Origin of the sequence: Formosa sejongensis (genome assembly GCF_033447105.1) — a bacterium.
Classification (GTDB): domain Bacteria; phylum Bacteroidota; class Bacteroidia; order Flavobacteriales; family Flavobacteriaceae; genus Formosa.
Window position 1 is genome coordinate 142,840 of record NZ_JAWQUN010000001.1, and the last position, 26,252, is coordinate 169,091.

The 26,252-nt window shown below is 33.9% G+C and carries 24 protein-coding genes and 2 tRNA genes; 19 read left to right on the forward strand and 7 right to left on the reverse strand.

Annotated features, from left to right (window positions below; all coding sequences use genetic code 11):
- Positions 1-92: 92 nt before the first annotated feature.
- Positions 93-425, reverse strand: a complete 333-nt coding sequence (locus tag R6X41_RS00550) for a T9SS type A sorting domain-containing protein (protein ID WP_318496711.1) — start codon at positions 423-425, stop codon at positions 93-95.
- Between the two features lie 197 nt (positions 426-622).
- Between R6X41_RS00550 and R6X41_RS00555 the strand changes: the two genes are divergently transcribed.
- Together R6X41_RS00555 and R6X41_RS00560 are read left to right on the forward strand one after the other, a co-directional pair.
- Positions 623-1,297, forward strand: coding sequence for a response regulator transcription factor (locus tag R6X41_RS00555; RefSeq protein WP_318496712.1), 675 nt, complete (start codon positions 623-625; stop codon positions 1,295-1,297).
- Positions 1,297-2,340 (forward strand): sensor histidine kinase, encoded by a 1,044-nt coding sequence (locus tag R6X41_RS00560; RefSeq protein ID WP_318496713.1) that lies wholly within the window; start codon positions 1,297-1,299, stop codon positions 2,338-2,340. Before R6X41_RS00555 ends, R6X41_RS00560 begins: the two co-directional genes overlap by 1 nt.
- On the opposite strand, the gene R6X41_RS00565 is transcribed toward R6X41_RS00560, so the two are convergent.
- Entirely contained in the window at positions 2,323-3,369 is a 1,047-nt protein-coding gene (locus tag R6X41_RS00565; RefSeq protein ID WP_318496714.1) for a glycosyltransferase family protein, read from the reverse strand. The genes R6X41_RS00560 and R6X41_RS00565 overlap by 18 nt on opposite strands.
- Positions 3,370-3,583: 214 nt before the next feature.
- On the opposite strand from R6X41_RS00565, the gene trmB reads away from it, so the two are divergent.
- From trmB to R6X41_RS00600, 7 genes are all read left to right on the forward strand, one after another.
- Positions 3,584-4,258: a tRNA (guanosine(46)-N7)-methyltransferase TrmB gene (gene trmB / locus R6X41_RS00570; protein ID WP_318496715.1), complete on the forward strand. Its 675-nt coding sequence runs from the start codon at positions 3,584-3,586 to the stop codon at positions 4,256-4,258.
- A 3-nt stretch (positions 4,259-4,261) separates the two neighbouring features.
- Positions 4,262-4,900 (forward strand): LysE family translocator, encoded by a 639-nt coding sequence (locus tag R6X41_RS00575; protein ID WP_318496716.1) that lies wholly within the window; start codon positions 4,262-4,264, stop codon positions 4,898-4,900.
- Positions 4,897-5,247, forward strand: coding sequence for an MGMT family protein (locus tag R6X41_RS00580; protein ID WP_318496717.1), 351 nt, complete (start codon positions 4,897-4,899; stop codon positions 5,245-5,247). The genes R6X41_RS00575 and R6X41_RS00580 overlap by 4 nt, the downstream gene beginning before the upstream one ends.
- Before the next feature lie 424 nt (positions 5,248-5,671).
- On the forward strand, positions 5,672-6,808 hold the full coding sequence (locus R6X41_RS00585) for an Mrp/NBP35 family ATP-binding protein (protein WP_318496718.1): 1,137 nt from the start codon (positions 5,672-5,674) through the stop codon (positions 6,806-6,808).
- 3 nt (positions 6,809-6,811) lie between these two features.
- The gene (locus R6X41_RS00590; protein WP_318496719.1) at positions 6,812-7,051 is read left to right on the forward strand and encodes a NifU family protein; all 240 of its coding nucleotides are present in this window, start codon (positions 6,812-6,814) and stop codon (positions 7,049-7,051) included.
- Between the two features lie 34 nt (positions 7,052-7,085).
- Positions 7,086-8,147, forward strand: a complete 1,062-nt coding sequence (locus R6X41_RS00595) for an NAD(P)/FAD-dependent oxidoreductase (protein ID WP_318496720.1) — start codon at positions 7,086-7,088, stop codon at positions 8,145-8,147.
- 62 nt (positions 8,148-8,209) lie between these two features.
- A complete protein-coding gene (locus R6X41_RS00600) occupies positions 8,210-8,545 on the forward strand; it encodes a 2Fe-2S iron-sulfur cluster-binding family protein (RefSeq protein WP_038532235.1) in 336 nt (111 codons plus the stop codon).
- 262 nt (positions 8,546-8,807) lie between these two features.
- Here R6X41_RS00600 and R6X41_RS00605 read toward each other — a convergent pair whose 3' ends face one another.
- The 4 genes from R6X41_RS00605 to R6X41_RS00620 all read right to left on the reverse strand — a co-directional run bounded on the left by R6X41_RS00605 (position 8,808) and on the right by R6X41_RS00620 (position 12,011).
- The gene (locus R6X41_RS00605) at positions 8,808-9,986 is read right to left on the reverse strand and encodes an acyl-CoA dehydrogenase family protein (RefSeq protein ID WP_318496721.1); all 1,179 of its coding nucleotides are present in this window, start codon (positions 9,984-9,986) and stop codon (positions 8,808-8,810) included.
- Between the two features lie 97 nt (positions 9,987-10,083).
- Positions 10,084-10,797, reverse strand: a complete 714-nt coding sequence (locus tag R6X41_RS00610) for a tRNA1(Val) (adenine(37)-N6)-methyltransferase (protein WP_318496722.1) — start codon at positions 10,795-10,797, stop codon at positions 10,084-10,086.
- Between the two features lie 93 nt (positions 10,798-10,890).
- The gene (gene rimM / locus R6X41_RS00615) at positions 10,891-11,421 is read right to left on the reverse strand and encodes a ribosome maturation factor RimM (RefSeq protein WP_318496723.1); all 531 of its coding nucleotides are present in this window, start codon (positions 11,419-11,421) and stop codon (positions 10,891-10,893) included.
- Between the two features lie 65 nt (positions 11,422-11,486).
- Positions 11,487-12,011 carry a 30S ribosomal protein S16 gene (locus tag R6X41_RS00620; RefSeq protein WP_318496724.1) on the reverse strand — a complete coding sequence of 175 codons (525 nt, stop codon included), beginning with the start codon at positions 12,009-12,011 and terminating at the stop codon, positions 11,487-11,489.
- A gap of 150 nt (positions 12,012-12,161) precedes the next feature.
- Between R6X41_RS00620 and R6X41_RS00625 the strand changes: the two genes are divergently transcribed.
- From R6X41_RS00625 to R6X41_RS00655, 7 genes are all read left to right on the forward strand, one after another.
- Positions 12,162-12,656: a DUF6252 domain-containing protein gene (locus R6X41_RS00625; protein WP_318496725.1), complete on the forward strand. Its 495-nt coding sequence runs from the start codon at positions 12,162-12,164 to the stop codon at positions 12,654-12,656.
- Positions 12,657-12,794: 138 nt separating this feature from the next.
- Positions 12,795-17,183 carry a DNA polymerase III subunit alpha gene (gene dnaE, locus R6X41_RS00630; RefSeq protein ID WP_318496726.1) on the forward strand — a complete coding sequence of 1,463 codons (4,389 nt, stop codon included), beginning with the start codon at positions 12,795-12,797 and terminating at the stop codon, positions 17,181-17,183.
- 131 nt (positions 17,184-17,314) lie between these two features.
- Complete coding sequence (gene trxA, locus R6X41_RS00635) at positions 17,315-17,632, forward strand: thioredoxin (RefSeq protein ID WP_318496727.1); 318 nt, start codon at positions 17,315-17,317, stop codon at positions 17,630-17,632.
- Between the two features lie 245 nt (positions 17,633-17,877).
- Positions 17,878-18,807, forward strand: coding sequence for a DUF58 domain-containing protein (locus R6X41_RS00640; protein ID WP_318496728.1), 930 nt, complete (start codon positions 17,878-17,880; stop codon positions 18,805-18,807).
- Between the two features lie 81 nt (positions 18,808-18,888).
- Positions 18,889-18,962, forward strand: a tRNA-Asp gene (locus R6X41_RS00645).
- A gap of 460 nt (positions 18,963-19,422) precedes the next feature.
- Positions 19,423-19,496: transfer RNA gene (locus R6X41_RS00650), tRNA-Asp, on the forward strand.
- Between the two features lie 350 nt (positions 19,497-19,846).
- Positions 19,847-20,299, forward strand: a complete 453-nt coding sequence (locus R6X41_RS00655) for a hypothetical protein (protein ID WP_318496729.1) — start codon at positions 19,847-19,849, stop codon at positions 20,297-20,299.
- 222 nt (positions 20,300-20,521) lie between these two features.
- On the opposite strand, the gene R6X41_RS00660 is transcribed toward R6X41_RS00655, so the two are convergent.
- Positions 20,522-21,349 (reverse strand): universal stress protein, encoded by an 828-nt coding sequence (locus tag R6X41_RS00660; RefSeq protein ID WP_318496730.1) that lies wholly within the window; start codon positions 21,347-21,349, stop codon positions 20,522-20,524.
- 155 nt (positions 21,350-21,504) lie between these two features.
- Here R6X41_RS00660 and rimP point away from each other — a divergent pair, with 155 nt between their 5' ends.
- Genes rimP through infB form a run of 3 tightly spaced genes read left to right on the forward strand, consistent with a single transcriptional unit; the run spans position 21,505 to position 26,208 of the window.
- Positions 21,505-21,966, forward strand: coding sequence for a ribosome assembly cofactor RimP (gene rimP / locus R6X41_RS00665; RefSeq protein ID WP_318496731.1), 462 nt, complete (start codon positions 21,505-21,507; stop codon positions 21,964-21,966).
- 12 nt (positions 21,967-21,978) lie between these two features.
- The gene (nusA, locus tag R6X41_RS00670; RefSeq protein WP_318496732.1) at positions 21,979-23,211 is read left to right on the forward strand and encodes a transcription termination factor NusA; all 1,233 of its coding nucleotides are present in this window, start codon (positions 21,979-21,981) and stop codon (positions 23,209-23,211) included.
- A 30-nt stretch (positions 23,212-23,241) separates the two neighbouring features.
- Positions 23,242-26,208, forward strand: coding sequence for a translation initiation factor IF-2 (infB, locus tag R6X41_RS00675; protein ID WP_318496733.1), 2,967 nt, complete (start codon positions 23,242-23,244; stop codon positions 26,206-26,208).
- Positions 26,209-26,252 lie beyond the last annotated feature (44 nt).

Genomic DNA, 26,252 nt, shown 5'->3' on the forward strand with positions numbered 1-26,252 from the left:
AAATAAAAAAGCATCGCCAATAGCAATGCTTTTAATATGTGTTCAATAAAATAATCTTTAATTTTGATTACAATATTTCTATAAAACCTGCGTTATCGAACTACGAGTTTTCGAGTTGTAGAAATATTATTTTCTTTAATTTTAATAATGTAAATCCCAGCATTTAATTTAGAGATATTCATTTCTTTACCAAAAAGAGTCGTTTGGAGAATAGATTTTCCTAAAACATTAAAAATTTCGATCTCTTTAGTAAGGTTCTTTTTTGTTACAATATAAAGCTTCCCATTACTCACCGGATTGGGGTATATAGAAAGTTCTTCAATGTTTTGATTCATATCTTTATCTACTGCTTGTGCTTGTGCAGTAAACGATACTATAAAAAACAAAGAAAAACAAAATAGTGTAAGTAAGTAGTTTTTTATCATCGAATTAAATTAATGTGTAAAGATAGCAATTGCACAACAAACTCTAGACCAAAAATTGTTAAACAGTAGTTTTATTACACTTAAATTATTATAGTGTAAGATTCAGGTTACGTTATTGTTATTAATAAATAGTTTCCTATAAATGATTGTTATATATTTTATCTTTGAAGATTAAATAACATTTTAATAAAGTAAAAATGAACATAAAGATTTTGTTGGTTGATGATGAGCCGGATATTTTAGAAATTGTAGGCTATAATTTGTCTTCTGAAGGTTATGAAGTTATTACTGCTGAAAACGGAATTGAAGCCGTAAAGAAAGCAAAGAAAGAGAAACCACAACTTATCATTATGGATGTAATGATGCCGGAAATGGATGGTATTGAAGCTTGCGAACAAATCAGAAATAATCCTGAATTAAAGGACACGATAATTACGTTTTTAACAGCTAGAGGCGAAGACTATTCTCAAGTTGCTGGATTTGATGCAGGTGCCGACGATTATATTACTAAACCTATAAAACCTAAAGTTTTAATAAGTAAAGTAAAAGCATTATTAAGACGATTAAAAGAAGAATCTGTAAACGAATCTATCGTTAGAATAGGGGATTTAGTCATTAATAGAGACGAGTATAAAATCGTTCTGAAAGGTGAAGAAATTGTATTGCCAAGAAAAGAATTCGAACTCTTATCTTTATTAGCATCTAAGCCAGGAAAAGTATTTAAACGCGAAGAAATATTAGATAAAGTTTGGGGTAACGAAGTTGTTGTTGGTGGTCGAACTATCGATGTTCACATTCGTAAGCTAAGAGAAAAAATTGGAGATGAGTGTTTTAAAACGGTAAAAGGTGTAGGTTATAAGTTTGTTGATTAATGCCAAAGAAAATTAAAAAAACATACAAGTTTGCTTATAAAACGGCAATGTATTCAACGCTACTAGTAACAAGCTTGTTAAGTCTCTATTTATTCTTATTTCATACAGTAAATACTTTACATGTATTAGCTTTTATGCTAATCTGTTTTTTAGGTTGTTTCGTTATTATTCAATATCGAGTAGAGCTTTTTATATACAAGAGAGTAAAAAAAATATACGACGATTTAACTTTGTTAGAATCTACAAGTCTTCGTAAAAAACCAATTACTACAGATATGGCAACACTTACTCAAGAAATTGATAAGTATGCTAGAGATAAAAAGATGGAGATAGAAACTTTGCATGTTCGTGAAGAATATAGAAAAGAGTTTTTAGGTAATGTTTCTCATGAATTAAAAACGCCACTTTTTACTGTTCAAGGTTATATTTTAACGCTGCTTGATGGTGCTATGAATGATGTAAATATTCGTGAAAAATATTTAGATCGCGCAAGTAAAGGTGTGGAACGTTTAATTTTTATTGTTAATGATTTAGATATGATTACCAAACTAGAAGTTGGTGATTTAAGTCTGGAGATTGAAAAGTTTGATGTTGTAGAACTGGTTTCAAATGTGTTTGAAATGTTTGAAATGAAGGCTGCCAAAAAGCGCATTACTTTAACTTTTGATAGAGATTATGCTGGCCCAATTTACGTAAAAGCCGATAAAGAACGCATCCAACAAGTGCTGAGTAATCTAGTTGTAAACTCTATTAAATATGGTCACGATAAAGGAACTACAGAAGTTAGTATAGAAAATCTAATTAAAAATAAGGTTATCGTTCGGGTTACCGATAATGGAGAAGGTATTACTCAAAATCATATTCCCCGTTTGTTCGAACGTTTTTATCGTGTCGATAAAAGCGGATCGAGAAAAGAAGGTGGTTCTGGTTTAGGGTTAGCTATTGTAAAACATATTATCGAAGCTCACGACGAAAAAATTTATGTTGAAAGTGATTTTGGTGTCGGTAGTGAATTTTCATTTACCTTAGAAAAGACTAAATAAATCTTTAAAATCTACTTTAGTGTTTAGTCCGTTTAATCCATCGTAATATTGAATATTATCCAATTTGTCCATCGTAAAATCATCCTGTTTACAATAAGGGACAAATCCCAATTCATCTAATCGTTCGGCTAAATATTCTTGTTCAAACTGTCCAGGAGTAGGGATAAAAAAAGCTTTTTTTCCTAAAACAGATAAATCCATAACGGTTGTATATCCAGAGCGGCAAAGTACAGATTTACTGGCGTTTAAAGCATCTTCTAATTGTTGACTAGCCATAAAATTGTAAACCGTAATATTGTCTATAACGGTTTTTGTTTGTTCATTTTCAATAACACCACGAACGCATAAAATACGTCGAGAATCCGTTTTAAATGTTTTTAAAAGCTGAACTTCTAAAAGTGTGCGTTGAGGTTCTGGTCCAGAAAGTAGAATCATAATATCGTAAGTGATTTCAAGATCTTTTCTTTCAAAACGGCTTAATGGGCCTAAATATTTAAGCGGAATTTCAATGCCTTTCATGTGTCCTAATTTACCACTTAAACTAGGTTCATTTTCATGGTCTGGCACCCAACATTGATTAAATTTTTCTATTACACGCTGATGCATTTTGGTGCTTAACCAAGTCGTATTGCCACTTAAAACTTGCAGTTGATGCGTTATAAAAACCGAAGGAATTTTTTTGCTGTGTACACCAAGCCTATTGTCAGAAATAATGCCATCAATATTATGGGTTTCAATAATATCTTTAGTTGCTCTTTTTTCAGCTTTAATCGCCTTAATAAGTTTAGGAGAATCTTTTAAAAGCTTCAGTTTAAAAAAATGCCCTTTTTTTGCATAAGTCACATCGTAAGCAGGAAGTTCAATCGTTTCAACGGTAGGAAATTCTTTTTTTAAAAGCGCCAAAGCAATACCATCGCTAGCAATTACAGGGGTGAAATTGTGTATAATCAATTGGTTTATAATAGGGATGCATCGTGTGGCATGGCCTAAACCCCAATTTAAAGGTGCAATAAGTATTCGTTTTTTCATAAAAAAGCGAGATCAACTCTTTAGGTAAACTAATATGTCTTTCTTTAAATTTAAAGAATTCTTAAATATCCATAAATTGTTTCAATCTAATATGTCTAAATCCTTATAAAACCCTTTATAAATTATTAAATTTAAAAACTAAAGGCAAAAAAATTGTAAAGTAAAAACTGTCTGCCGTATTTTTGCAGCTATTTTATATGTAAAATTTTTTAAAGTGGGGAGCAAAAACAAACTTAAGCGATTTAGAGAAAATGAAACTTTTAACAATGTGTTTCAGCCAAGTCGTGAAGAATTGGTCGATTCGGAATTTGATTTAAAAGGACATTGGAACGAGAAAGTATTTAAAAACGACAATCCTCTAGTTCTAGAATTAGGTTGTGGGAAAGGTGAATATTCGGTTGGGTTAGCTCAAAAATTCCCCAATAAGAATTTTATTGGTATCGATATTAAAGGAGCTCGTTTTTGGAGAGGTGCAAAAACAGCAGTTGAAGAGGGGATTCCAAATGTTGCTTTTTTAAGAACCCAAATTGAATTGATACAACACGCATTTGCTCAAGGGGAAGTAGACGAAATTTGGATTACGTTTCCAGATCCGCAAATTAAATATAAGCGTACTAAGCATAGAATGACTAATACTGAGTTTCTTCAGAAATATAAAAGTATTTTAAAACCAGATGGTGTTGTGAATTTAAAAACCGATAGTGAGTTTATGCATGGATATACTTTAGGTTTGCTACATGGCGAAGGTCATGAGGTTTTATATGCAAATCACGATGTTTATAAACAAGAAGGAAGTCCAGAAGAGGTTACCGAAATACAAACTTTTTACGAGTCTCAGTATTTAGTAAAAGGGAAAGCTATAACTTACATTAGATTTAAAATTAAATAGATTTTGAATATTACACTGATTTTCTTTTTAGGATTTATTGTGTCTCTGGTGGGGGTTATTCCACCAGGTCTCTTAAATATGACAGCTGCAAAAATCAGCTTAAAAGAAGGTCATACGCGAGGTGTCGTGTTTTCTATTGGTGCCTGTGTAATTGTTTTAGTTCAAACTTTTATAGCCGTAATTTTTGCTAGATATCTAACTCAACATTCCGATGTTGTAGATGTTTTGCAACGTGTAGCATTGGTTCTTTTTATATTAATTTCTGTGTATTTCTTTTTTATAGCCAAAGGAGATGGTGATATTGGTACTAATAAAACTCCAGAAGTTAGAAGTAAAAAAAGCAGATTTTTTCAAGGTATACTTATGTCTGCTTTGAATATGTTTCCTATTCCGTTTCAGGCTTATATGAGTGTTACATTCGCCTCCATTGGTTGGTTAACTTTCGAGCAAACAGATATTTTAGCATACGTTTTTGGTGCAGCTACAGGCTCTTTTGTAATGCTCTATGTGTATATGTTCTTTTTTGATAAAATTGAAAGTAAGCGATTTAAATCTCAAAAAAACATGAATAGATTAATAGGTTCTATTACAGCAATTGTTGCTTTTGCTACTTTAGTTCATGTGATAAAAGAAATGTTATGAAACCCGAAACGCTTCATTTTTTCGAACGGGTTTACGAAGTCGTTAAACAAATACCTTTTGGAAAAGTGACTAATTATGGTGCTATAGCACGTTATTTGGGAGCGGCTAAAAGTGCAAGAATTGTTGGATATGCCATGAATGCATCTCATAATATGAACGATGTTCCTGCTCACCGCGTGGTAAACAGAAACGGTTTACTTACTGGTAAATTTCATTTTGATGGCACTAATCTTATGCAGCAATTGCTAGAAAACGAAGGTGTTAAAGTGAAAAATAATCAAGTTGAAAACTTGGAAGCTCATTATTGGGATCCTAATGAATCATTGGATTCTAATGAAAACAGATAGGATGTAATATAGCTCTAATAAAACTTCAAGCATACATTTAGATCTAATTCATATTCTTCAAACACGATTAGATTTTTAGACTTAAAAAGTGCGAGCTTAATTCTAAAATTAAAAATCTCAGTCAATAAATAACCTAAGTTAAACTAGCTAAGGGTTATAAACTAAGTCGATTCCGGTTTAAAGTATAAAATTGTTTGTCAATGGCCTATTTTGACTTTTCAAGGATTTTCAGAGTGTCTTGAAAGTAGGACATGTAATTAACATATTTTTGCTAATTAAGTACTTCAATTTCTAAACAATTCACAGTATATTTGTGACTTAGAATTAATCTAAATAAATAATTTCTGAAAATAATGTAAGGGTTTCATTATTAGCTCTTCTAAAAGCTTCTCTAGCTTTATAATTTCACAAATAATATATTAAAATGAAGATACAAAAAGAAGATATTTTTAAAGCATTACAGACCATTACCGTTCCTGGTGAAGGGCAAAATATGGTTGATAGTGGAGCTGTTAAAAATGTAATAGTTTTTGGTGATGAAGTTGTTGTAGATATTACCATTACAAACCCAAGTTTACAAGCAAAAAAAAGAACTGAAGTTGATATTTTAAAAACCATTCACGATTTAGTTTATGCGAAAGCTAAAATTACAGTGAATTTAAAAGTTGAAGCTCCTGCTGCAAAACCTAAAAATGAAATTAAGGGAAAACAAATTCCTGGAATTAAAAATATAGTTGCAGTAGCGTCAGGTAAAGGAGGTGTAGGGAAATCTACAGTAACAGCAAACTTGGCTGTTACCTTAGCAAAAATGGGATTTAAAGTAGGTGTCTTAGATGCAGATATTTATGGTCCTTCAATGCCAATTATGTTCGATATTGAAAATGAACGCCCTTTGTCGGTTACTATAGATGGAAAACCTAAAATGAAACCGGTAGAGAATTATGGTGTTAAAATATTATCTATTGGCTTTTTTACGAAGCCAGATCAGGCAGTTGTTTGGAGAGGTCCAATGGCAGCCAAAGCTTTAAATCAAATGATTTTCGATGCACATTGGGGAGAACTTGATTTTCTGTTATTAGATTTACCACCTGGAACTGGAGATATCCATTTAAGTATCATGCAATCTTTACCTATTACAGGTGCTGTTGTTGTAAGTACACCACAAAAGGTGGCTTTAGCAGATGCTAAAAAAGGTGTTGCAATGTTCCAACAGGAGAGTATAAATGTGCCTGTGTTAGGAATAATTGAAAACATGGCGTATTTTACACCAGAGGAATTGCCGGAAAATAAATATTATATTTTTGGTGAATCCGGAGCTAAGAACCTAGCCGAAGATTTAAATGTACCATTTTTAGGAGAGTTACCATTGGTGCAAAGTATACGTGAAGCAGGGGATATTGGTCATCCAGCTGCATTACAAACAGCTACTGTTTTAGAGAAATCTTTCGAGAAAATTACACAAAATGTAGTGGAAGAAGTAGTGAAAAGAAATGTTGATTTACCTCCAACAGAAGCAATTAAAATTACGACGATGGCTGGTTGCTCATCAGTTAAAAAATAAGTTATGACTTCAGAAGAAATAAGATTAAATGTAGAGAAAGCGTTAGATGAAATCCGTCCGTTTTTGCAAAGTGATGGAGGAGATATTTCTCTAATTTCTATAGAAGACGATAAATTTGTTCGTGTACAGCTTGAAGGTGCCTGCGTGGGTTGCAGTGTAAACCAAATGACTTTAAAGTCGGGTGTAGAAATGACTATTAAAAAGTACGCACCACAAATTGAGCAAGTGATAAATGTAGAATAAAAAAGTAGTAATACTTTTTAGAAGAGAATTATAGATGATTAAAACAGACATCCTAATTATTGGGGCTGGCCCAACTGGATTATTTACCGTTTTTGAAGCTGGATTATTAAAATTAAAGTGTCATTTAATTGATGCTTTGCCTCAAGCTGGCGGACAATGCTCAGAGTTATATCCTAAAAAACCGATTTACGATATTCCTGGTTTTCCAGAAATTCTAGCCGGAGATTTAACCAAAAACCTTTTAGAACAATCTAAGCAATTTGAACCTGGTTTTACAATGGGAGAACGTGCTGAAACAATTGAAAAACAAGAAGACGGTTCGTTTATTGTAACTACAAACAAAGGTACAAAACACCAAGCGCCAATAGTTGCAATTGCTGGTGGTTTAGGAAGTTTTGAGCCAAGGAAACCCTTAATTAGTAATATTGCTTCTTTTGAAGATAATGGTGTAGATTACTTTATTAAAGATCCAGAAGTATACCGCGATAAGCGTGTTGTGATTTCTGGAGGAGGAGACTCTGCTTTAGATTGGAGTATATTTTTAGCAGACATTGCTTCAGAAGTGACTTTAATTCACAGAAGAAATGAATTCCGTGGTGCTTTAGATTCTGTTGAAAAAGTACAAGAATTAAAATCAAAAGGGAAAATCACCTTAATTACACCTGCCGAAGTTGTCAATGTTATTGGTAATGGTAAAGTAGAAGGCGTTGTAGTTGCTCAATCTCAACATATCGAGAAAGAATTTATAGTAGAAGCCGATCATTTTATTCCTTTATTTGGTTTGTCTCCAAAATTAGGTCCGATAGGAAACTGGGGACTTGAAATAGAGAAGAATGCCATTAAAGTAGATAATGCATTAGATTACCAAACCAACATCCCGGGGATTTTTGCCATTGGTGATGTAAATACTTATCCTGGAAAGTTGAAACTTATTTTATGTGGGTTCCACGAGGCAACTTTAATGTGTCAGGCTGCGTATAAGATTATTAATCCAGGTAAAAAATACGTTCTTAAGTATACTACCGTAAGTGGTATTGATGGTTTTGATGGTTCTAGAAAAGAATCTCCAAAAGCTGTAGTTAAGGCTATTAATTAAAAAAATAAAAGTGTAGTTTTGCTCGACGTTTTATTAATCAACCAATCGAGTAAGTACAAGCTATGGAAGAGCAAGATATAAATATAAAGATTACAGATAGAGATGGGGTAACACACGACGTTGTCGCACCTACAGATATGGCAATGAATTTAATGGAAGTGGTGCGTTCTTACGAGCTAGCTCCAGAAGGTACTATTGGTGTCTGTGGCGGTATGGCTATGTGTGCATCTTGTCAATGTTATGTGGAATCTGATACCGAATTACCCGAAATGCAAGACGATGAAGAGGCCATGCTTTCTGAAGCGTTTAACGTAAAAGATAATAGTCGTTTAGGATGTCAAATTCAAATGACACCAGAAATGGAAGGATTGATCGTGACGCTTGCTCCTGAGAGTTAGAAACTTTTTTATCTAAATTAGAATATAAAACACCTTTAATATGTCGATATTTTGACAATTAAAGGTGTTTTTTTGTTTAGATTCTAAATTGAATTACTCCCGTCACCTTGAATTCAGTTCAAGGTCTCACTTAGAGGTAAGGTATTGTAATAGAAGTGAGAGACTGAAACATGTTTAATTATGAGAGTTAAATGAAACGTTAAGTTGGTTTGATCTAATCTATAATTAGCCAACCTAGATTGTTAGAACGATTGATGAAACCTTATTTAAAAGCACTCAATCCCGTAATGTCTAATCCCGTTATTAAAAGATGAATATCGTGAGTGCCCTCGTAAGTAATTACACTTTCAAGATTCATAGAATGGCGCATAATACTGTATTCGCCTGTTATTCCCATGCCTCCAAGCATTTGTCTTGCATTACGAGCAATGGTTATTGCCATATCTACATTATTTCGCTTTGCCATAGAAATTTGAGCAGATGTTGCTCTGTTTTCATTTTTCAATACCCCCAAACGCCAAGTTAATAATTGGGCTTTGGTGATTTCAGTTATCATTTCGGCTAATTTTTTCTGCTGAAGTTGAAACTGTCCAATAGGTTTACCAAACTGCACCCGTTCTTTACTATAACGTAAAGCGGTGTCGTAACAATCCATTGCCGCTCCAATGGCTCCCCAAGCAATACCATAACGTGCGGAATCTAAGCATCCCAGTGGTGCTCCCAATCCTGATTTATTTGGTAATAAATTTTCTTTAGGAATTTTTACATTATCGAAAATTAACTCTCCAGTTGCAGAAGCACGAAGTGACCATTTGTTATGTGTTTCTGGTGTTGTAAAGCCTTCCATACCACGTTCTACAAGCAAACCGTGTATACGACCAGATTCGTCTTTTGCCCAAACCACTGCTACTTGAGCAAAAGGCGCATTAGAAATCCACATTTTGGCACCGTTTAAAAGGTAATGATCTCCCATATCTTTAAAGTTGGTAGTCATTCCCGACGGATTAGAGCCATGGTCTGGCTCTGTTAATCCAAAACAGCCTATCCATTCACCACTCGCCAATTTTGGCAAATATTTCTGGCGTTGCGCTTCGTTACCGTATTTCCAGATGGGATACATCACTAAGGATGATTGTACCGAAGCTGTACTACGAATACCTGAATCGCCACGTTCTATTTCTTGCATGATTAAGCCATACGAAATTTGATCTAATCCGGCGCCACCATATTCTACTGGAATATAAGGGCCAAAAGCTCCAATTTCGGCGAGACCATTTATAATTTGTTTAGGAAATTCTGATTTCTGTGCATACTCTTCAATTATGGGCGAGACGTCACGTTTTACCCAAGCTCTAGCCGCATCACGAACCAATTTGTGTTCATCGGATAATAAATCGTCTAGATTGTAATAATCTGGTGCTTCAAAAAGATCTGGTTTCATACCGCTAATGTTTTTTAGATAAAAGCAGTTTGCTTTTGTCTTTTATTGAATAATCTTAAGTCTAATCTCTCAAATTTAACGATTACTCAGCAAAACATTACATCTTTAAATAGAAATCTTTGGTCAGGTTAATATAGTCTTCTGTGTACTGATGACGTTCTGTTTCTATAATAAGCTCTTTTATTTCAACATCAGTTTTAGTGAATGAAAACTGCATTAAACTGCGCTTTATGTCTGAATCTGGATTGCCTTTTACATGAAGAATTTTACTCGGAAATAGGTCGGCTTTTGAAGCTAAAACGATAATGTTTTCTTCTTCTTTAAAAGGTACAATTAAACAAAAGGTACCGTGATCTGATAATAATTTAGAAGCACTATCAATTAAATGATCAAACGGAAGTGCGTCTGAGAAACGTGCTATATCACGTTGTTCGTTGTCGGTTTTATAGTCTTCAGAATAAAATGGTGGATTTGAAATAATGAGATCGTATTCGTCTTCAATTTCATCTACAAATTCTTCTAATGATGCATGATAACAAAATAAGCGGTCTGCCCAAGGGGACACTTCAAAATTATCAACACATTGTTCGTAAGCATCGTCATCAATTTCGATAGCATCTATGAGCTCTGCATAACTTCGCTGAGCCAACATTGTAGCAATAACTCCCGTTCCTGCACCGATATCAAGAATAGAAAATGGATTATGGTCTAAACTTGCCCACGCACCAAGTAACACGGCGTCGGTACCAATTTTCATGGCGCAACGGTCTTGATTTATGGCGAATTCTTTGAATTTAAATGGTTTACTCATATAAAATTTTGAATTGTATCATTCAGAAGGAAGTACGACTGAAGAATCATTTTTATAAATAAAGAGATTCCTCACTTAGTTTCGGAATGCTATTTATTCTTCCAAATATAAATCTATTAATCCTTCAGGAGTTTCTACAAAAATGGTTTTGTTGGGTTTATCTACTTTAGAAATAAACTCGTCGTTCATCGGAATTAATATTTCAATTCCATCACGATCTATTTCAAAAAGTGCTTGAGAGGTAGAATCGTTAATTGCTTTTACAATTCCTACTTTTCCGAAATTAAGGTCTTCGACAGTAAAACCTATAATTTCGTGAAAATAGAATTTGTTGCCTTCTAGTTCTGGTAAAAAATCTAGAGGTAAATATAAATCTGATTTCATTAAAGCATCGGCATCTGCTTCTGTATCGACATCTTCAAACTTAATACGTAATAATTCCGATTTATGAAGTTGTGATGATTCAATAAAAAAAGGGACTAAATTATTTCGTAAATCGATAAACACAGAATCCATGTCTTCGAATAATTCAGGTTCATCGGTGTCTAATTTTATAAGTAGTTCACCTTTAAAGCTGTACTTTTTTACAATCTTTCCTAGAAAGAAACATTCTTCTTTTTTCATAATATTTTAAATAAAAAAAACCTGACAACTAGTTGTCAGGTTTAAAAGTATAAAAAATTAATTTTTTATTCCTCTTCGTTAGAAGTTTCTTCTACAGTTTCAGCGTTAGCAGCAGCTTCTGCAGCTTTTACTTCAGCTTCAGCCTCAGCGGCAGCAGCAGTTCTTGCATCATTAACAGCTTTTTCTGCATCTAAAGCTTTTGCTTTAGTATCAGCATCAGCTTGTGCTAAACCATCTTTTTTAGAATCAACTTTACCAGTTTTTTCTTCTAACCAAGCAGTAAATTTAGCTTCTGCTTGCTCTTCAGTTAAAGCACCTTTTCTAACACCACCAGCAAGGTGATTTTTAAGCATTGCACCTTTGTAAGATAAAATTGCTTTTGCAGTATCTGTAGGTTGTGCACCGTTTTGTAACCATGTTACAGCACCGTTTACATCTAACTCGATAGTTGCAGGGTTTGTGTTTGGATTGTAGATACCTAATTTTTCTAAGTATTTACCGTCTCTTTTTGATCTTGCATCAGCTGCAACGATCCAGTAAAAAGGTTTCCCTTTTTTACCATGTCTTTGTAATCTAATTTTTACTGGCATAATAATTAATTATTTGAGGTTCTCGACCTCTGTTATTAATAAGGGTGCAAAGATACTATAAATTTTTAATTCTCAGTAACTTAATTTAAAATGAAACGCTATGCATATTTTAGTTTATTTTTGAATTGTTAACGATAAAAAAAATAAATAATGAGAACGTGTTGTACTGTATTTTTAGTCTGTTTATTATTTACGGCTTGCGGAGACGATGTAGAGTTTAATTATCCAGCATTCCAAGCAAGTAAAGATGGAGTGCTATGGAAATCACTCTCGCAAGAAGCTATAAGTACATCTGGGATTTTGACTATTTCAAGTCGTGTTAATGCCGAAATAATCACACTCGAAATTACTAATAGTACAGGTTTAGATACATTAGGTGTAGCGAAAACTTCGAAAGCAATATATAAAGATGCAGAGGGCACTATATATTCTACATTATATAGTGCAGTAGATAATCCTGAAACTCCTAATATAGATGAAAGTCTTGTCTCTTATTCTGAAGGGGAAGTAAACATTATAGAAATAAATAATAGCGAAGGCTATGTAAGTGGTGAATTTTGGTTTACTGCTTATGATTCGACAGGAGTGAATAAAGTTAATTTTAATCAAGGTGTGTTTTATCAGGTTCCATTAGTAACGGAATAAGCCGTATCTAAATATCGATTATTTAAAGCAGCACGTCGTGTTGCTTTTTTTTTGTTTATAAAAGGATATGAATCTCTGTCGGATAACCCATAATTATTCTTAATTTTAACCTCCTCATTTTTTAGCACAACAGATTTTATGTACTTAATATTCGATACCGAAACAACAGGTTTGCCAAAGCGTTGGAATGCACCAATTAGCGATACAGATAACTGGCCAAGATGTATACAAATTGCATGGCAGTTGCATGACGAGCTTGGAAATTGTGTAGAACATCAAGATTATTTGGTCAAGCCAGAAGGGTTTAATATTCCTTACGATGCCGAAAAAATTCACGGTATTTCAACAGAGCTTGCCGAGGAACAAGGAATCTCGTTGGCAGAAGTTTTAGAGAAGTTCAATGTCGCGCTTAGTAAAACGAAGTTTGTTGTTGGTCAAAATGTAGGATTCGACCTTAATATTATGGGTGCAGAATTCTTTAGAGAGGATGTTGCTAACCAGTTGCAAGAACTTCCTGTTTTAGATACATGTACCGAGATTACTGCAAAACTATGTCAGATTCCTGGAGGTCGTGGAGGTAAGTTTAAATTGCCAACGTTAACAGAACTGCATCAGTTTTTGTTTAACAAACCATTTGGAGAAGCGCATAATGCAACTGCCGATGTGGAAGCAACAACACGTTGTTTCTTTGAATTGGTTAGAAGAAAACAATTTACGGTAGAAGCTTTAGATGTTCAGCCAGATTATTACGAGCGTTTCAATAAAGCGAATCCGCAAGAAATTCAGTTGATTGGTTTAAAACATATCAACTTAAAAAAGGCGAGTGCTAAAATTAACGAACGCTTACAAAAAGCGCAAGCGACAGATCTTTCAGCAGCTGAAATCAAACAAAATATTTCAGAGTTATCAGAGGTTAATTTTGCGCATCTACATAACCATTCGCAATTTTCGGTATTACAATCAACTATAAGTATTCCCGATTTAGTGGGAGCTGCAGCCAAGCGAAATATGATTGGTGTCGCTCTTACCGATCATGCCAATATGATGGGGGCTTTTCACTTTGTAAGAGCAGTTATAAATCATAACAAAGGGGTTCAGGCTAAAAATGAAGAATCTATAGCGGCTGGAAGAAAGCCTGAGCTAAATGAAATGAAGCCTATTTTAGGTTGCGAATTTTTTGTTTGCGAGAATCATTTAGATAAAACAAGAAAAGACAATGGGTATCAAGTTGTTTTAATTGCAAAGAATAAAAATGGATATCATAATCTGGCAAAATTATCGTCTGCTGCATTTACAGATGGTTTTTATTATGTGCCAAGAGTTGATAAAAAACTGATAGAACAGTATAAGGACGATCTTATTGTTTTAACAGGGAATTTATATGGTGAAGTGCCAAGTAAGGTGCTTAATGTTGGTGAAAAACAAGCTGAAGAAGCCTTAATTTGGTGGAAGGAACAGTTTGGAGACGATCTGTATATCGAGTTAATGCGTCATAATCAGGAAGATGAAAATCGTGTAAATCCTGTGTTGATAGAGTTCTCAAAGAAACATGACGTTAAATTAATTGCATCTAACAACACCTATTATATAGACCAAAAAGATTCCAACGCACACGATATTTTGCTATGTGTACGCGATGGAGAAAAACAAGCTACACCAATAGGTCGTGGTAGAGGTTACCGTTATGGTATGCCAAATCAAGAATATTATTTTAAGTCTTCAGACGATATGAAGGCCCTTTTTAAAGATATTCCTGAGGCGATTAGTAACATTCAAGAAGTTGTAGATAAAATTGAAATTTACGAATTAGCACGAAATGTATTATTACCTAAATTCGATATTCCTGAAGAATTTCAGTTTGCTGAAGATAATGCAGATGGCGGGAAGCGTGGTGAAAATGCATTTCTAAAACATATTACATATAAAGGAGCGAAAATCCGTTATGGCGAAGAACTTTCAGAAGAAGTTATAGAGCGTTTAGATTTTGAGCTTTCAGTTATTGAAAAAACGGGATATCCAGGGTATTTCTTGATTGTAGAAGATTTTATTCGAGAAGCCCGAAAAATGGATGTATCGGTTGGTCCAGGTCGTGGATCTGCAGCAGGTTCGGTGGTTGCGTATTGCTTATGGATTACCAATATAGACCCGATGCTGTACAATCTGCTTTTCGAGCGTTTCTTAAATCCCGATCGTGTAAGCATGCCCGATATTGATATTGATTTCGATGATGAAGGTCGAAGTCGAGTTATGGATTATGTTATCAAAAAATATGGAAGTAATCAGGTGGCCCAGATTATCACATATGGTACTATGGCAGCAAAGTCATCTATTCGAGATACGGCTCGTGTTTTAGATTTACCACTTTTTGAGGCAGATAGAATTGCGAAGTTGATTCCGAATATGTCTAAGTTGAATAAAATATTTGGCTTAGATGAGAAAGGATTAAAAGAAAAATTTAGAGCAGAAGATTTAGAAAAAGTACATGAACTTATAAGTCTTGCAGAAGGAAATAATCTTGAAGCTGAAACCTTAAACCTAGCCAGACGCTTAGAAGGTTCTGTTAGAAATACAGGGATTCATGCCTGTGGTGTAATTATTACTCCAGACGATATTACCAAATTCGTACCGGTTGCTTTGGCTAAGGATTCGGATTTATATGTGACGCAATTCGATAACTCGGTAGTGGAAGATGCGGGTTTGTTAAAAATGGACTTTTTGGGGTTAAAAACATTAACCCTTATTAAGGACACGGTAAAAATTGTAAAAGCGAAACATGACATCGTTCTCGATCCAGAGAATTTTCCTTTAGACGATATTAAAACATACGAATTGTTCCAGCGTGGGGAAACGGTAGGCGTGTTTCAATACGAATCTCCCGGAATGCAAAAGCACATGCAGTCATTAAAACCAACGGTTTTTGATGACCTTATTGCCATGAACGCCTTGTATAGACCTGGACCAATGGAATATATTCCGAGTTTTATTAAAAGAAAGCACGGGGAAGAAGAAATTGAGTACGATTTACCAGCGATGGAAGAGTACTTAAAGGAAACTTATGGAATTACAGTATATCAGGAGCAAGTAATGCTTTTGTCGCAAAAATTGGCAGATTTTACTAAAGGTGAAGCCGATGTTTTGCGTAAGGCGATGGGTAAAAAGCAAATTGCTGTACTCGATAAAATGAAGCCTAAATTTATTGATCAGGCGAGTGCAAAAGGACATGATGCTAAGAAATTAGAGAAAATTTGGAAAGATTGGGAAGCCTTTGCAAGTTATGCCTTTAACAAGTCGCACTCTACGTGTTATGCTTGGATTGCGTATCAGACTGCGTACTTAAAAGCACATTATCCTGCAGAATATATGGCTGCTGTATTGTCGAATAATATGAACGATATTAAGCAGGTCACCTTCTTTATGGAAGAATGTAAGCGTATGAAGTTAGATGTGCTTGGACCCGATGTAAACGAATCGTTTTATAAGTTTTCTGTAAACGACAATTATGCAGTGCGTTTCGGAATGGGAGCTGTAAAAGGTGTTGGTCATGGTGCTGTAATGACAATTGTAAACAATAGGGAAAAGGATGGTCATTATAAATCTATTTTTGATTTAGCTAAACGTATCGATTTACGTGCTGCTAATAAAAAAGCTTTTGAAAATCTGGCTCTTGCAGGAGGTTTCGACTGTTTTTTAGATACACATCGTGCACAATATTTTTACGATGATGGCGACGGTATTACATTTTTAGAAAAAGCAGTTAAATACGGAAATAAGCATCAGGAGAATGAAAATTCTGCTCAAGTTAGTTTGTTTGGAGCAGCCAGTGATGTGCAAATAGAAGAACCTTTAGTGCCGCCAGCAGACGAATGGGGGAACATGGAGAAACTAGCAAGAGAAAAGGAAGTTGTTGGAATCTATATTTCGGGACATCCGCTAGATGATTTTAAGATTGAAATGAAAAGTTTCTGTAATGCGAACCTAAGTATGTTCAGGAATTTGGAAACCTGTTTAAATGCTGAATTGACTTTTGGAGGTGTTGTTACCGATGTACAACACCGTGTAAGTAAGCAAGGGAAAGGTTGGGCATTATTCACAATAGATGATTATTTTGATAGTTATGAATTCAGAATATTTGGGGAAGATTATTTGAAATTCAGACACTTTTTTGTGGTAAATAGCTTCGTTCATGTAAAAACCTTTGTTCGTGAAGGGTGGGTAAATAAAGATACAGGAAAGAAAAGCGATCCACGAATTCAGTTCAATAGCTTTCAGTTGTTGCACGATGTTATGGATCAATATGCTAAAAAATTATCTATTCAACTTAATATTAAAAATCTAACAGATACTAAAATAGTAGATTTAAAACAGTTGTTAGATGCGCATATAGGAACAAAATTGCTAAATTTCTTGGTGTATGATCAAGACGATAAAGTAAAGCTTCCTATGGTAAGCAGAAAGCAGAAAATAACCATTTCGCAAGAATTATTACTTGCTTTAGATGAACAAGAGGTTTTTTATAAATTGAATTAATTCAGCTTGAAAAGAAATCATCAATTACGACAATTAGGCAATAAATAAAACAAATAGTCAGCATGTAAGGTTTAGTAAAATTTTTGACTAATTTTGCATAATAAGAAGTAGAACTTTTAAAATATAATATAATGGCATTAGAAATAACAGACGCGAATTTTGAAGAAACTGTTTTAAAAAGTGACAAACCTGTAGTAGTAGATTTTTGGGCTGCTTGGTGTGGACCTTGCCGTATGGTAGGACCAATCATTGATGAAATTAGTAAAGAATACGAAGGTAAAGCTGTAGTAGGTAAAGTAGATGTTGATGCAAATCAAGATTTTGCTTCTAAATATGGTGTACGTAACATTCCAACTGTTTTGGTGTTTCAAAACGGAGAAGTTGTAGAACGTCAGGTAGGTGTAGCTCCTAAAAAATCTTATACAGACGCTATCGATAAGCTTTTGTAATAGCATTAAAACATATAACATGTAATTAAAGGTTTGGCTTAGTGCTAAACCTTTTTTATTTTTAGGAAGAATATATCATTTACTAATAAAAATTATCAGAATAAAAGGCTCTTTTTCCTTCCTTCTTCATTGCAAAAAGAAAAAGTGACTTAGGTTATGCCTTGTTTTTCTAATTTGAATACAGGATGAATTCAGCATTATATTTTATGATAATTTCAATAAATAACTGGTATTAAAAGCAATTCATGGATTTAAAAGAAGAATTACAACATGTAGGTGGATTTGTTAATCTAGAACTGTTGGCCAAACAGGTTGTTGAAGGATTTATTGCAGGAATGCATAAAAGTCCCTTTCATGGGTTTTCGTCTGAATTTGCCGAGCATAAAATTTATAATCAAGGTGAAAGTACAAAACATATCGATTGGAAGCTTTTTGCTAAAACCGATAAATTGTATACAAAGCGCTACGACGAAGAAACCAATTTACGTTGTCACCTTATAATAGACAACAGCAGTTCTATGCATTATCCAGATTTTCAAAATTTCACTTTAAATACATTAAATAAAATTGCCTTTTCAGCTTTAGCCTCAGCATCTATAATGCATATTTTAAAACGTCAGCGGGATGCCGTAGGCTTAAGTGTATATAGTAATGCATACGATTATTATGCACCTGAAAAGGGAAGTGATAGGCATCACCATATGTTATTAAATGAATTAGAGCGTGTGGTTGCTTCTAAGCCCAAAGCAAAAACTACAGATACATATACCTATTTACATCATGTTGCAGAGAAGCTTCATAAACGGTCGCTAATTGTTTTGTTTACTGATATGTTTCAGGATTCTGTAAAACAAGACGAATTGTTTGAAGCGTTACGTCATTTAAAATATAATAAACACGAAGTAGTATTGTTTCATGTGTTTGATAAAGACAAAGAAATGCATTTTAATTTCGACAATACGCCTAAGCGATTTGTAGATGTCGAGACGGGTGCACATATAAATGTGTATGCTGAGACTATAAAAGAGAATTATGAAAGGGAAATTTTAAAGTATTTTGAAGCATTAAAACTAAAATGCGCACAATACAGAATAAAATATGTGGAGGCAGATATGAATAAAAATTTCGATAACATATTGACTACCTTTATGGTAGAACGGTCTAAGTTTTTGTAAAAAAAAATACTCTAAAAAAAGTTTAATTTTTATTTGTGTATTTCAGAAAGGGGTGTATATTTGCACTCGCAATAACGCAACGGTCTGGTAGTTCAGCTGGTTAGAATACCTGCCTGTCACGCAGGGGGTCGCGGGTTCGAATCCCGTCCAGACCGCAATATTGCTAAAAGCTCCAAGCAATTGGGGCTTTTTTTTTGCAATAAAAAGTAGTTGTGTTGTTTAGATAAGCCTAGAGTTTATCTAAAGGTTTAAGTTGTTAAACCAATGAAAGGCTTTCCTTTTTTCATGTTTATGAAAATCGGGATGCTTTTTTTATTTTAGGGTGTTTCAAATCTAATTTAAGCTTAATTTCTATTAAAATCAATATCAATTATTGTGTTTAAGTATAATAATAGGTTGTCTAAAACAAAGAATTCAATATTTCTTATTTTTTTTAATTGTGCTTTATGAAAATTATTTAGACACCAATTATCTAAGGGTCAGGTTTAAAAGTTGAAGGTTTTTAGAGATGAGTAATAATCGTGTGACATCTAAATAATAAAGAATAAAAAATATTACTAATTATAGTTTAATAATTAAAAAAGGGATGTATATTTGCACTCGCAATAACGCAACGGTCTGGTAGTTCAGCTGGTTAGAATACCTGCCTGTCACGCAGGGGGTCGCGGGTTCGAATCCCGTCCAGACCGCAATATTGCTAAAAGCTCCAAGCAATTGGAGCTTTTTTTTTGCAATAAAAGTAGTTGTGTTGTTTAGATAAGCCTAGCGTTTATCTAAGGTTTAAGTTGTTAAACCAATGAAAGGCTTTCCTTTTTTCATGCTTATGAAAATCGGGATGCTTTTTTTGTTTTAGGGTGTTTTGGTTCTGAACTAGGTACTACTAAGTGTCTTCATTACGTTTTCTGAGGTCAATCTCCAAAAGGCGGTTAATTTATATAGAAAGAATACTAAATCTTAATTAAATTTTCAATTTTCTTTTAGTTAATAATATGATATCTTCGTTATACTATTAAATCAATAACTTAAAAATTAGATTAAAATGAAGAAAATATTACTAGTGCTAACTGTTTTATGTGCGTTCCAGTTATCTGCTCAGAATGCAGAATTGGATGCTTTTAAAGATTTATTTAATTCTGAAAAGAAAACAGTTTTAGCTGAATTCTTAGATTTAGATGCTGTAAAGGCAATGACCTTTGAAACAATTTATGACGAATATGCTTTAGAGAGTAATAGTATATCGAATAGCCGTTTATCTCTTTTAGAGAAATACATTGTGCAATATGAGTCGTTAACCGACGATCAAGCCGATGCTATTGTAAAAGAATCTTTTTCAATTAGATCTAAGAGTGAGAAACTTCAAAAAAAGTATTACAAAAAAGTAAAGAAAGCATTAGGAGCAAAGACAGCTTCTCAGTTTTTGCAATTTGAGCGTTATGTGCAAACTTCAACAGATCAAGTGTTGCAAGAAGCTTTACCGTTAATTGGAGAGTAATATTTCTTTTTTAATATATCTTAAAAGTCACCTAAATTAGGTGGCTTTTTTTTATGTCAAACAAAAATAAAAATTTCAAATTAAATATAATGTTTTCCAAAGTGGTAGTTAATGTAGATTTGGACCACATTAAACGTAATTTATATTAGTTTTACCTATTAATACAAAAAGCTCCTAACCATAAGATGATTAGGAGCTTTAAAACAAAAATGCTTTTTTACTTTAAATTTTAAATGTAATTACAGGTCTAATGGCATGATTCACGATGTCTTCGCTTATACTTCCGTTAAAGAAATGTGCTAGACCTTGTCTGCCAGTTGTGCTTATACCTATGATATCAGCATTAATACCTTGTGAAAAGTTTAGTATGCCTTTTTCAACGGTATCATCATTATAGATGTTTATGGTGTAATTTGTAAAGTCGGAATCGGAAATAAAACTTTGGATGCGTTTTTCTGCATCGATGGTCGATGAGAAATTGTTAGGTGTGTTTACTAATAATAAATGAATCTTTGAGTCGAATTTTTTAGCAAATTTCACAGCTTGTTTGTAGGTGTGCATGCTATTAAATTGAAAGTCTGAAGCAAATACAATGTCGTCCGATTTAAATTCTTGACCGTTATCTTTAATGACCAATACAGGAACATTAGATGTGCGAACCACTTTTTCGGTATTCGACCCTATAAATATTTCTTTAAAACCTGATGCTCCGTGAGACCCCATTATTATCATATCGATATCTAATTCTTTGGCTGTATCATTAATTCCAGAGAAAGTTGAATTGGTTTTTATGGAATGGTGTATCGTAATACCTTCTAAATAATCTTTGGCTAGAACTTCATTAAAACGTTTGGCTGCAAGTTTCATAAAGAATAAAGCTTCAGGAATTTCGCTATAAGATGGAGTCATTTTATCTAATTCGGCAATAGGAAGCTCAACCATGTGTAAAAAGAAAATTTCACAATTATGCATCTTAGCAATTTTGGCAGCTACTTTGGTAGCAAATTCAGCTTGTTTAGAAAAATCTGTTGGGACTAATAGGCGTTTCATAAGAGTATTTTTTGTAGTTAAGTAACCATATAAAAATACGGATAAAAATTGATATTTGAAAGCTTGTCATTGTCAATAAAAAAATTGTATATTTGCCCCGTTGTAAGAAAAAAGAATATACGAGGGGACAGAGTCCCCTCTTTTTATACTAAAAAATGTTTAGAACAACTATTGAGAATTTATTAGAAAACGCCTTACAAGAACGAAATGATTTGTTTTTGATAAGTTTAGTTATATCCGAAGACAATACGATTAAGGTTATTGTTGATGGAGACGAGGGTGTGAGTGTTGAGGATTGTATGTTTATTAGTAAAGCTATAGACCATAATTTAGATAGAGAAGAACAAGATTTTTCACTTGAAGTTATGTCGGCAGGTGCAGCGTCTCCTTTGTTGCAAAGCAGACAATTTATTAAAAATATAGGAAGAACACTAGAGGTTAAAACGCAAACAGACACTATTGAGGCTGTTTTGGTAGACGCTAATGAAGACGAAATAGTTTTAGAATGGAAAGCTAGAGAGCCTAAACCAGTAGGTAAAGGTAAAGTTACTGTTCAGAAAAAAGCGAATATTTCTTATAACGATATTGTAGAAGCGAAAGTGATGATTAAATTTTAATTCAAAAGAGTTATGGAAAATCTTGCGTTAATTGATTCTTTTTCAGAATTTAAGGACGATAAATTAATAGATCGTGTAACGTTAATGGCGATTTTAGAAGATGTTTTTAGAAACGCCTTAAAGAAAAAATTTGGAGACGATGATAATTTTGATATTATTATAAACCCAGATAAAGGTGATTTAGAAATATGGAGAAACCGTATTGTTGTTGCAGATGGTGAAGTAGAAGAACCTAATCAAGAAATTTCATTAAGTGCTGCTCGTAAAATCGAGCCTGATTTTGAAGTTGGAGAAGATGTGTCTGAAGAAGTTAAGTTAATAGATTTAGGTCGTCGTGCTATTTTAGCATTACGTCAGAATTTAATTTCTAAAATACACGAACATGATAATACCAATATCTATAAGCAATTTAAAGATTTAATTGGAGAAATTTATACAGCAGAAGTACATCATATTCGTCATAGAGCTGTAATTTTGTTAGATGATGAAGGAAACGAAATCATTTTACCAAAAGAAAAACAAATCCCATCAGATTTCTTCCGTAAAGGAGATAATGTAAGAGGGATAATTGAAAATGTAGAATTAAAAGGAAGCAAGCCGGCAATTATTATGTCGCGTACATCTCCTTTATTCTTAGAAAAATTATTTGAGCAAGAAATTCCTGAAGTTTTTGACGGATTAATTTCTGTTAAAAATGTAGTAAGAATTCCAGGTGAAAAAGCAAAAGTAGCTGTAGATTCTTATGATGATAGAATAGATCCCGTTGGTGCCTGTGTAGGTATGAAAGGGTCTAGAATTCATGGCATAGTTCGTGAATTAGGTAACGAAAATATAGATGTTATCAATTATACTAATAACCTTCAATTGTACATCACTAGAGCGTTAAGTCCAGCAAAAGTGACTTCAATCAAAATTGATGAAGAAAACAAACGTGCAGAAGTTATTTTAAAGCCTGAAGAAGTAAGTAAAGCCATTGGACGTGGTGGACATAATATTAGATTAGCTGGTCAATTAACTGGTTATGAGATAGATGTGTTTAGAGAAGGTGCAGAAGAAGATGTTGAATTAACAGAATTTTCTGATGAAATTGATAAGTGGATTATTGATGAGTTAAGCAAAGCTGGGCTTGATACAGCGAAAAGTGTTCTTGAACAAGATGTTGAAGATTTAGTGAAAAGAACCGATTTAGAAGAAGAAACTATTAACGAAGTTATTAGAATTCTTAGAGAAGAGTTTGAAGAATAACTTATATTTGGAGTATATTAAAGGCAATTTATGGCTGAAACAACAAGATTAAATAAAGTTTTACGTGAGTTAAACATCTCTATCGATCGTGCAGTAGATTTTTTAGAATCTAAAGGCATCGACATCGATAAGCGTCCTACTACTAAAATTTCTCAGGAAGTTTACAACGTGCTTTCTGGCGAATTTCAAACAGATGCGAATAAGAAGGTGGCCTCTCAGGAAGTAAGTGAAGCAAAGCTGAAGGAAAAAGAAGCCTTACGTGAGCAACGTGACCGTGAACTTGAAGCTAAACAGAAAGAAGAAGCTAAGAAGGAGCAAGCTGTAGTAAAAGCCAAATCACCAATTTCAGGCCCAAAACAAGTAGGTAAGATCGATTTAGATGCAAAACCGAAAGAAGTTTCTAAGCCTGTGGAGAAAAAGGAAGAACCTATTCAGCCAAAAGCTGAAGTAGCTAAACCTAAAGTAGAAACTCCAAAAGTTGAAGTGGTTAAAGCTGACGAGGTTAAAGCTGAAGTTAAGAAGGAGGAAAAGCCAGTTGTAAAAGCTGAGCCGATACCAGAGAAGAAAGAAGAAAAGCCTGTTGTTAAGCAGGAAGTAGCTAAAGTTCAAAATACTCCAAAAGTAGAACACAAGCCAAAACCTTTTACTCCTCATTCAAGACCTGCTAAACCAACTCATATTTCTCCAAAACCTGTTCAAGAGGTTAAGAAAGCAGAAGCGCCAAAAGCAACTCAGCCAGTAAAAAAAGAAGCTCCAAAAGCCGAAGTTCCAAAATCAGAAGAGGTGAAACCACCTGAAGAAGAACATTTAAAAACGCAATATCAAAAACTTTCAGGGCCAAAAATTGCTGGGGAAAAGATAGATTTATCTCAGTTTAATAAGCCTAAAAAGAAACCAGTAGTTAAACCTGGAGCAGATAATGCTAAAAGAAAACGTCGTCGTATAAGTAAACCCGGCGATAATAAATCTACGAATACTAAGCCAGGTGGAGGTACTACAGGTGGACCATCACGACCTGCTAACGATCGTTATAAAGGTAAAAAACCAGGTGGACCAGGACAAGTTAGACGTCCTTTAGTTAAGGAAGAACCTAGCGAAGCAGATGTACAAAAACAAGTTAGAGAAACCTTAGAAAAACTTCAAGGTAAATCTAGTAAAGGTAAAGGTGCTAAATATCGTAGAGATAAAAGAGATCATCACAGAGAACAAAGTCAGAAAGATCTTGATCAACAAGAAGTAGAAAGCAAAATCTTAAAAGTAACAGAATTTGTTACTGCGAGTGAAGTAGCCACTATGATGGATGTTTCAGTAACACAAATTATCTCGGCTTGTATGTCGTTAGGTATGATGGTTACAATGAACCAACGTTTAGATGCTGAAACGCTTACTATTGTTGCAGACGAATTTGGTTTCCAAGTAGAGTTTGTAACTTCAGATCTTGAAGACAATATAGAAGTAGTAGAAGATAGACCAGAAGATTTAGTAGAACGCGCACCAATTATTACGGTAATGGGTCACGTAGATCACGGTAAAACTTCATTACTAGATTACATCCGTAAGGAAAATGTAATTGCAGGAGAATCAGGAGGAATTACACAGCATATAGGTGCTTACGGAGTTCAGTTAGAAGGCGGACAAAAAATCGCTTTCTTAGATACACCAGGTCACGAGGCCTTTACAGCCATGCGTGCACGTGGAGCTCAAATTACCGATTTAGCAATTATTGTTGTAGCTGCCGATGATGATATTATGCCGCAAACAAAAGAAGCGATTGCCCATGCTCAAGCAGCGGGTGTGCCAATTATATTTGCGATTAACAAAATAGATAGACCAGCAGCTAATCCAGAAAGGATTAAAGAACGTCTAGCACAAATGAACTTATTAGTAGAAGACTGGGGTGGTAAAATACAATCTCACGATATTTCTGCAAAAGTAGGAACAGGAGTAAAAGAATTATTAGAAAAAGTATTACTTGAAGCTGAATTATTAGAGCTTAAAGCAAATCCAAATAAATTTGCTTCAGGAACAGTAGTAGAAGCTTTCTTAGATAAAGGTCGTGGTTATGTATCAACGATTCTTGTTCAAGCAGGAACATTAAATATTGGTGATTATGTACTAGCTGGTAAAAACAGTGGTAAAATAAAAGCCATGCATGATGAGCGAGGAAAAGAAGTTAAAGTTGCAGGACCAAGTACACCAGTATCAATTTTAGGTTTAGATGGTGCACCACAAGCCGGGGATAAATTCAATGTATTTGAAGACGAACGTGAGGCAAAACGAATTGCAACAAAACGTGCTCAATTACAACGTGAGCAATCTGTACGTACACAACGTCATATTACTTTAGATGAAATTGGTCGTCGTATTGCATTAGGAGATTTCCAAGAATTGAATATTATCCTTAAAGGTGATGTAGATGGTTCTGTTGAAGCATTAACAGATTCATTCCAGAAATTAACGACTGAAGAAATTCAAGTTAATATTATTCATAAAGGTGTTGGAGCCATTACAGAAAGTGATGTATTATTAGCGTCTGCATCAGATGCTGTTATTATAGGATTTAATGTAAGACCTATGGGTAATGCCAGAACTATGGCAGATAAGGAAGAAATAGACATCCGTACATATTCAATTATCTACGATGCTATTAATGATCTTAAAGATGCGATGGAAGGTATGTTATCTCCAGAACTTAAAGAAGAAATTTCAGGTACAGCAGAGATTAGAGAAATCTTTAAAGTATCTAAAATCGGAAGTATTGCAGGTTGTATGGTTACAAACGGTAAAATCATCAGAACTTCAGGAGTGCGTTTAATTAGAGATGGTGTAGTTGTTTACACTGGAGTATTAGCGTCGCTTAAACGATTTAAAGATGATGTTAAAGAAGTGTCTAAAGGGTATGATTGTGGTATGCAAATTAAAAACTACAATGATATTAAAGAAGGCGATGTAATTGAATCATTCCACGAAGTAGAAGTGAAAAAGAAACTTAAATAGATTTTAATACGAGTACAAAAAAAGGCGACCATTTGGTCGCCTTT

Coding starts and splice junctions, on each gene's coding strand:
- rimP (WP_318496731.1), top strand. CDS start 21,505: ATGTTTAGAACAACTATTGAGAATTTATTAGAAAACGCCTTACAAGAA.
- R6X41_RS00660 (WP_318496730.1), bottom strand. CDS start 21,349: ATGAAACGCCTATTAGTCCCAACAGATTTTTCTAAACAAGCTGAATTT.
- R6X41_RS00620 (WP_318496724.1), bottom strand. CDS start 12,011: ATGCCAGTAAAAATTAGATTACAAAGACATGGTAAAAAAGGGAAACCT.
- nusA (WP_318496732.1), top strand. CDS start 21,979: ATGGAAAATCTTGCGTTAATTGATTCTTTTTCAGAATTTAAGGACGAT.
- R6X41_RS00555 (WP_318496712.1), top strand. CDS start 623: ATGAACATAAAGATTTTGTTGGTTGATGATGAGCCGGATATTTTAGAA.
- rimM (WP_318496723.1), bottom strand. CDS start 11,421: ATGAAAAAAGAAGAATGTTTCTTTCTAGGAAAGATTGTAAAAAAGTAC.
- R6X41_RS00585 (WP_318496718.1), top strand. CDS start 5,672: ATGAAGATACAAAAAGAAGATATTTTTAAAGCATTACAGACCATTACC.
- trxA (WP_318496727.1), top strand. CDS start 17,315: ATGGCATTAGAAATAACAGACGCGAATTTTGAAGAAACTGTTTTAAAA.
- infB (WP_318496733.1), top strand. CDS start 23,242: ATGGCTGAAACAACAAGATTAAATAAAGTTTTACGTGAGTTAAACATC.
- R6X41_RS00560 (WP_318496713.1), top strand. CDS start 1,297: ATGCCAAAGAAAATTAAAAAAACATACAAGTTTGCTTATAAAACGGCA.
- dnaE (WP_318496726.1), top strand. CDS start 12,795: ATGTACTTAATATTCGATACCGAAACAACAGGTTTGCCAAAGCGTTGG.
- R6X41_RS00580 (WP_318496717.1), top strand. CDS start 4,897: ATGAAACCCGAAACGCTTCATTTTTTCGAACGGGTTTACGAAGTCGTT.
- R6X41_RS00550 (WP_318496711.1), bottom strand. CDS start 425: ATGATAAAAAACTACTTACTTACACTATTTTGTTTTTCTTTGTTTTTT.
- R6X41_RS00640 (WP_318496728.1), top strand. CDS start 17,878: ATGGATTTAAAAGAAGAATTACAACATGTAGGTGGATTTGTTAATCTA.
- R6X41_RS00605 (WP_318496721.1), bottom strand. CDS start 9,986: ATGAAACCAGATCTTTTTGAAGCACCAGATTATTACAATCTAGACGAT.
- R6X41_RS00610 (WP_318496722.1), bottom strand. CDS start 10,797: ATGAGTAAACCATTTAAATTCAAAGAATTCGCCATAAATCAAGACCGT.
- R6X41_RS00655 (WP_318496729.1), top strand. CDS start 19,847: ATGAAGAAAATATTACTAGTGCTAACTGTTTTATGTGCGTTCCAGTTA.
- R6X41_RS00565 (WP_318496714.1), bottom strand. CDS start 3,369: ATGAAAAAACGAATACTTATTGCACCTTTAAATTGGGGTTTAGGCCAT.
- R6X41_RS00625 (WP_318496725.1), top strand. CDS start 12,162: ATGAGAACGTGTTGTACTGTATTTTTAGTCTGTTTATTATTTACGGCT.
- R6X41_RS00590 (WP_318496719.1), top strand. CDS start 6,812: ATGACTTCAGAAGAAATAAGATTAAATGTAGAGAAAGCGTTAGATGAA.
- R6X41_RS00600 (WP_038532235.1), top strand. CDS start 8,210: ATGGAAGAGCAAGATATAAATATAAAGATTACAGATAGAGATGGGGTA.
- R6X41_RS00595 (WP_318496720.1), top strand. CDS start 7,086: ATGATTAAAACAGACATCCTAATTATTGGGGCTGGCCCAACTGGATTA.